Origin of the sequence: Hydrocoleum sp. CS-953 (assembly GCF_002260545.1) — a bacterium.
Lineage (GTDB): Bacteria > Cyanobacteriota > Cyanobacteriia > Cyanobacteriales > Microcoleaceae > Trichodesmium.
The window spans coordinates 1-7,317 of sequence record NZ_LGSU01001162.1 but is presented as its reverse complement, the minus strand read 5'-3'; the positions used below and the strand labels follow the sequence as shown (position 1 = coordinate 7,317).

The following is a 7,317-nucleotide window of genomic DNA, read 5'->3' as shown; positions in this document are numbered from 1 at the left end:
CAGGGAAGTTTAGACGTTGACACAATTCCTGAGCTTGGTGCAGATCAAATAACATCTGGAGTATTTAAGGCAGCTCTTATCCCCAATTTACCAGCATCAAAGCTGACTGGACAACTCCAGGTTGACCAAATTCCTGAGCTTAATGCAGAGCAGATCGCATCTGGAGTATTTCAAGCCGATCAAATCCCGGAGTTATCAAATCTGAATGGACAACTCCTGCCTGAACAAATTCCTGAGCTTAATGCAGAGCAGATCGCATCTGGAGTATTTCAAGCCGATCAAATCCCAGAGTTATCAAATCTGAATGGACAACTCCTGCCTGAACAAATTCCTGAGCTTAATGCAGAGCAGATCGCATCTGGAGTATTTCAAGCCGATCAAATCCCAGAGTTATCAAATCTGAATGGACAACTCCTGCCCGAACAAATTCCTGACATTCAACTAGGTGATGGTGCTAGTCTAAAATTATCTTTAGATCGACCTAATATTTATGGTGAAGAAACTGTTACGCTAACCTGGTCAAGTAAACTAGCTGAAATGGTGGTTTTGGAATATATTGATGAAAATGAAATCCAACAAATAGAATTGAGTAATAATCCTGATGAAGAAGAAACTTATGAATTAAATCCCTATCAAACGACTGCATATACTTTAACTGCTTATCAGGAAAGTACTATTCAGGAGCAGAAACAATTTACTGTGCAGGTTATTCCAAATCAGTTCCAATTTTTGAAAAAACTTTACCATGAAGGGGTTGAACTATCTAGTGCTTTAGATTCCTGCGTCAAACGTTATGGTTTATTGCCTCTTAATGGCGAAAGCATTGGAAAGCTTATAGCTGATCTCGAAAGAATACCATACTTGGAAACTAATGCCTTAACATCAGACCCGGGAACTAATCTCTGGACATTGGTAGATCAATGGGTAAAGAAACGGCATGAAGCAGAAACGCCGAAGATGAACGAATTAGTGAATGTTTACCAAATCCCTCTTTTTGGTACATCCCAGGATCAACATTTCGTTTGCAACAGTATTGATTACGTCACTGTCCCAAGTACAAGACTAACAAATTGCTATGTTCCAGAACCAATACCCGGAACAATTCGTTCGTTCCGAGTAAGTGTATCATTCGCTGCATATGAGAATGTCACCATTGATTTAAGAATGGTAGAACCTTGGGATCAAGGAAATATTTTTTGGGAACAATCATTTTTCGGCGGTGATGCTCCCAATGATTCGTGGAGTTCGCGAACAGAAGAAACACTTCCTGTTTATGTACAAAACAATCCATCGGAAACACAGTTGGAATATCAAATCAGGCCTAATGATTGGTGGAGTTGGCAAACAAAAGAAATAACGCTTCCTGATGATGTACAAAACAATCTATGGGAAGGACAGTTACAACTTCAAATGAGGTCTTCTGACTTGAGCGGTCCTATTCTTGGTAGTGTTTGGATTATAGTTGAAGATCGTAAGGCGTTGGTGAATACTGGGATGATTAAGCCTGACAGGGGGACATGGGGAGACGGGGACAGGAGGATTCGGCTCAATCCTTACTAACAAAATCATCCCACAATTATGCAATGCTGATCGTAAAATTTCATAGAAAAAATAAGTAGTTATTTATGCCTACAGTCCAACACTTTATATCTGGCAGATAACACTTATCCATAATAGACATCTCCGAAAAAGAATCTGAAACCCTAATTCTGTCTAGGTAAAAATCTAATTTTTGGAGATGTCTAATAGACTTCTCCAAAAATCAAAAATAAATCAATTATTATCCATAAATTGTCAATTATATGGAATTTGGATAATTACTATCCCTTGCGTCATTGCGACTTACACGAGTGGAAGGAAGCAATCTCCTAAACATAAGAGATTGCTTCCTATCATGGCAATGACGACTGTTCAACCGGATTTTATATTACTTCTCCCTATTTCCTGTTCCCTATTTTCTGGAGATGTCTAATGGTGAGAAATATCGCTTGAATCACAACCAAAATTAGCCCAATTACTCCCACTCTTCTAATTCTTCTATCCAATTTTGCAATAAATTATTAATTTGTTCTCGTCGAGTTTCAAAACTAGCAGCTATCCAAATAAAGGCAACTCCTACTATTAAACCTATTATCCATTTGAAAAATGAATAAATAGAATTCAGCACAATTAATTGATTAAAAACGTTGACTATCAATGTTACTGTTCCTACATACAGAAACGCTCTAGTTTGTAATCCTAATCCGGCAAAAATTGCAATAATACTAATTATTCCTGGGAGTAAACCAGTCCATTGATTTTCTAATAAAGCGACAAAACAAATTATCCCACTTCCAAACAGTCGTAAATTATGACGAATATTTCTGTTTTGAGGTAATTTAAGCATCGGATCGACTTTAGCTACATAAAGTAATGATAATCCGATGGGAGTAACGTAAATTAATGTCTGAATTGATCCTCCTAAATTATTCAGCCAAATTACAAAAGCATAATTAATTAAACCTAGACTAATATAAGTTAATCGAATTTGTTGATTGACTTGGGAAATAGCAATATAAAATCCGGCAGTTATTAAAATTGAAGCATACCAATACCAAGGTGGAGCTAGGTCTAATTTTAAATTAGTAAGAACGACAGTTATTATCGGAATTATCAAAGAAACTCGTCGCCAAGGTTTGAGAGGCCATCCCCAATTTTGCCAGGGTAATATATAGATAAAGTAGGAAATTATTGCTGTTATTATAGGCAAGATAGTAAAAATTCTGTGATGGAGAGTAAGTTAATTATATAGATAGCAACAGCATATCCTTCTATAATATTATGTCCGGATGATTAGGTATAATAAAAATGAACTGGCGATCGCTAGTTCATAGGAGGGAGTTATATCATGTCTGGATAATTAGAGATAAAAAACTTCTTTCTCCTGCCTCCACAGTCGGGGTTAGGGGTGGGTTGACTTCTATCTCCTGTCTCCTGTCTCCTGACTCCTCTCTCGTTATTTATAACTATTTAACCGGACATGATATAACACCTACATAAATCCAGATAGTAATGGTATTATTTGGCAAGATTTAGGCAGATTATTTGTCCCTACTTTTCGTTGTGACCAGTCTCCTAGGCAAAATCTGTGTCTAGCTCCTTGGTTCTGGAATTGTAATATCTATAGAAGTAATTTTAATCCCATTTCCCAGACTACTCAGAGGCGGTTGAATTCCCTCTTTATTACCCACAACTAAAGTTACCATTTTCTCTGGTTGCAAATATTTTTTAGCTACTCTCTGTACATCTGCAACTGTAATATTTTCCAATTCCTGGCGATAACGGAAAATGAAATCTTGAGGATAATCATAATATTCATATCGCATCAAACGGGATAAAGTTTGAGCAGGATCTTGAAAGTTGAAAATAAAGGAATTGAGGGTAGAATCTTTAGCGTGCTGAAGTTCCTCTTCTGTAATAGGTTGAGTGCGGATACGTTCAATTTCTTCTTTAACAGATTCGATAAATGGTACAGTTGCATCGGAACGAGTTTCACCACCAGCGACGAATACTCCTGGATAATCATAGTTAGGACTCCAATAAGCAGAAACAGAATAAGCTAAACCTTGGCGCGATCTAATATTATTAAACAAACGCCCTCCTAAACCATTGAGAACGCTATTCATTACGCTCAAAGCTGTATAATCAGGATTATCTAATTTTCCGCCCAAATGACCCATTTGTATATAACTTTGATTGAGCTGAGGTTGTTCGACAAAAAATATATCACCGACTTCAGCTTGAGTAACAGTTGGTAGAAGTGGTTTTACTCCTTTACTGCTTGGTTCCCAGTCCCCTAGTTGTTCTTTAATCAGCGATCGCATCTGTTTAGTCTTAAAATCTCCGACTATTCCCAAAATCATATTCTCAGGATGAAAATATTTGGCATAGAAATCAATTAAATCTTCCTGGGAAATATTGTTGAGGGTTTCATATTCAACAGTTCGAGCATAGGGGTGCTCTTCACCATAAATCAATTTTTGGAACTCACGACCAGCAATAGAGCCAGGGTCATCATTCCGACGAGAAATACTACCTTGCCATTGTTGTTTAGCAAGCTCTAATTTTTCTTCAGTAAATGCGGGTTCGCGAATAACTTCGGCAAATAATCCGAATACTTTTGTCAAGTCTTCAGTGAGACAACTAAATCTAGCACTACCAGCAGTACCGCCGATACCTGTTTCGACTGCTGCTGCTTTTTGTTCGAGTAGTTCGTTTATTTGTTCGGGGGTGTGTTGAATTGTGCCTCCTGTACGCATAACAGTTCCGGTTAAGTCTGCTAACCCTACTTTGTTTTCTGGTTCAAATCTCGAACCTGTGCGAAATATGGCGCGTCCACCAATTAGGGGAAGTTCATGGTCTTCCATGAGATACACAATTATGCCATTATCAAGTTGAAAGCGAGTATAATCTGGTATCTCTAATTCTGGCAATGGTGGAAATTCTAGTTCGGTGTAATGTTTTGGCGGTGCTAGAGCGATAGCTGGTATTCGCCCTAGAATAGATAACAGCAATACTATTACTAAAAATGCTGTTAAGACAAGTTTTGATTGAGTAGTTTTCTTTTGGTTAGAGAGCATAGTTTGTTGTTGTTATATTAGAGGTAAAAGTAGATTTTGTAGGTTGGGTTGAGGAACCGAAACCCAACACAGCAGTTCATTATTGTAGGGTGCGTTAGACGGTGAAAATCTAGACTGTGAAATGGACTCAACAATCCGTCGTAACGCACAATTTTAGATCCAGATCAACGGTGCGTTACGGCGCAACCTATATTTTTGACAGTTAAACCCTAGTTTTTGGTGAGCGCCTAACGCACCCTACTGGACTGCTAGTAGGGTGCGTTAGACGGTGAAAATCTAGACTGTGAAATGGATTCAACAGTCCGTCGCAGGGCACCATTTTAGATCCAGATCAACTTATTGACGGTGCGTTACGGCGCAACCTATATGTTTGACAGTTCAACCTTAGTTTTTGGTAAGCGCCTAACGCACCCTACTAGACTTAGGAAGTAGTCTCCCAATAGTGCGGTTTTCTGCCACGAAAGTTTCTTGAGCAACACGCTGAATATCTTCTCTAGTTACAGCATTAATGGCATCCAACTCTTTAAATAGATTTTGCCACGAACCTGTTTTAACTTCGTAGCTTAAGAGAGCAGTGGCCATACCCATGTTAGAATCAAGAGAACGCAATAAACCTGCTCGCGCTTGAGTCTTTACCCGTTCTAATTCTTGCTCAGAAACTAACTCTGTTTTTAACCTTTCAATTTCTGTTTGCAAAGCCGATCCTACTTCATCTATATTACTATTAGGAGAAGTCATGGCATAGAAGAGCATCAGATGTGCATATTTACTTCCCGGATAACCACTAAACCCTCTGGCGACGAGTGCAATTTTTTGTTCCTCAACTAATGACTGATATAGGCGAGAAGTACGACCATCACTCATAATACTAGCAATCATATTATAAATTGCATTGTCGGGATGATTCACTGCTGGTCGATGATAACCTTCTATATACCAAGGTTGGGATTTTAACTTCATCGTTACTTCCCGTGTTTCGGTTTGGGTAGGTTCGACAATGTTGACTCTAGGCGGTCTTTGTTTGACTTTGTAACGACCAAAATATCTTTTTGCTAATTTCTTGACTTCTTTAGGGTTAACATCTCCAACTATCCCGACAGTTAAATTACTAGGAACGTAGTGAGTATCAAAAAAATCCCGAACATTTTCTCTGGTTAAATTTTGGATATCCTCTGAATAACCAATGACAGGGCGACCATAAGGATGTACTAGGAAAGCTTTATCGAGGAATTGTTCTAATAATTGAGCAACGGGTGAATTTTCGGTTCGCGATCGCCTCTCTTCCATAATTACTTGTTTTTCTTTGTAAAATTCCCTAAATACTGGGTCTAGAAATCTTTCTGACTCTAAAGACATCCATAATTCTAATTTATTGGCAGGTAAACTATAAAAGTATTGGGTATAGTCTGCGGAGGTGGCAGCATTCAGTCCGACTCCTCCTGCTTGTTTGACAATTTTCGAGAACTCATTTTGATTCACATATTCAGATGCCAACTTTTGAGCTTTCTCAAAGTCTGCTTTGAGTTGAGCAACCTGTTCAGTTTTGCCATCTGTGCTAGCTTCCTGAATTTGTGCGAATATCTGGTCTAATTTATCTAAAGTTGGTTGTTCTGCTTCATAGTCTTTTGTACCGATTTTTTTTGTACCTTTAAAAGCTAAATGTTCCAGGTAGTGAGCTACACCTGTTTTTCCATCTGGTTCATTTGCTCCACCCACATCAGCATAAATAGCAAAGGATATGACAGGGGCATTATTTCGTTCTAGAACAATGAATTTCATGCCATTATTGAGGCGAAATTCTGTTACTTTTTTAATTACTCGGTCTAAGTAGGGTTTGATTGAGATTTTTTGGTCAGGAGTAGATTCCTTTGCTAAGGCCATACTGGGTGCAAGGCCAAAACATAAGAAACATAAGGTAGTTAGGCAAAGGCAAAATTTGAGTGATTTGCGAAACGAGCCATTAAGGAATAGGTTATTAAAGTTGGCCTTGTCCAGGAGGGAGCTAATTAATTTTTGAGACCAGCAGGGAAATAATATAACTTGAGATAATAAGTTTTTCAGCATATCCAATTATTATTTAGGTTTTTTCTGTTGGTTTTGGGTAGACTTTTCTAGTTTATGGCCAAACATCAGTAATCAAATCACTATATTTATCTAAAATTATATTCTGGACTATTAGAAAATTGATGTTGACCAAAAAAAAAGGTCTCAAGCCTCCCCTTTGAAGAGGATAAAAAAAGAGAATATTCCTTTATGTCAAGCCTCTGAGTTTCCTAGGTCATGCTGCGCAAACATTCAGAGGTAATGTCTCGCTGCGCGACATATTTGCGGAGCATTCCCTATACGAAAAAACGCAGTTACGACCTTATGAGGCTAACTGTTTCGCTGCGCGACATGAAAAGCGTAGCTCCTCCGACAGGAGGCTAACTGAAATGACCTGAGTTCTATGAGCAAAATTTCTCTAGCTGTAACGTCTTGAAAACTAGAGACAGTAGAAAAATTTGCTCTTGTAAATAATAGTGATAAAATAACTCTAATCTTTATTTGAAAGAGTAACAAATCTATTGATATAGCAATCCTAAATAGGTTGTAAGATTTTATCGTAGGGGTTTGGTCTCCAAATCACTTGATGCTTTGGTTTGGAGACCAAACCCCTACCGTTTTTTCTCACAAATCATTTAGGATTACTATACTATAT

At 38.0% G+C, this 7,317-nt stretch carries 4 protein-coding genes; 1 reads left to right on the top strand and 3 read right to left on the bottom strand.

The genetic code is table 11. The features are described 5' to 3' along the window. The coding region (locus tag AFK68_RS18560) for a hypothetical protein (protein WP_210407490.1) at nucleotides 1–1,560 on the top strand (1,560 nt) is incomplete at its 5' end. A 454-nt stretch (nucleotides 1,561–2,014) separates the two neighbouring features. On the opposite strand, the gene AFK68_RS18555 is transcribed toward AFK68_RS18560, so the two are convergent. The 3 genes from AFK68_RS18555 to AFK68_RS18545 form a co-directional block, all read right to left on the bottom strand. Further along, nucleotides 2,015–2,749: a hypothetical protein gene (locus tag AFK68_RS18555; protein WP_094674041.1), complete on the bottom strand. Its 735-nt coding sequence runs from the start codon at nucleotides 2,747–2,749 to the stop codon at nucleotides 2,015–2,017. A 382-nt stretch (nucleotides 2,750–3,131) separates the two neighbouring features. Next, nucleotides 3,132–4,619, bottom strand: a complete 1,488-nt coding sequence (locus tag AFK68_RS18550) for a pitrilysin family protein (RefSeq protein ID WP_094674040.1) — start codon at nucleotides 4,617–4,619, stop codon at nucleotides 3,132–3,134. 402 nt (nucleotides 4,620–5,021) lie between these two features. Then, nucleotides 5,022–6,500: a pitrilysin family protein gene (locus AFK68_RS18545; protein ID WP_094674039.1), complete on the bottom strand. Its 1,479-nt coding sequence runs from the start codon at nucleotides 6,498–6,500 to the stop codon at nucleotides 5,022–5,024. Nucleotides 6,501–7,317 lie beyond the last annotated feature (817 nt).

Bases quoted from the DNA above. Each gene is read 5' to 3' on its own strand.
- AFK68_RS18545 (WP_094674039.1), bottom strand. From the start codon at position 6,500: ATGGCCTTAGCAAAGGAATCTACTCCTGACCAAAAAATCTCAATCAAA.
- AFK68_RS18550 (WP_094674040.1), bottom strand. From the start codon at position 4,619: ATGCTCTCTAACCAAAAGAAAACTACTCAATCAAAACTTGTCTTAACA.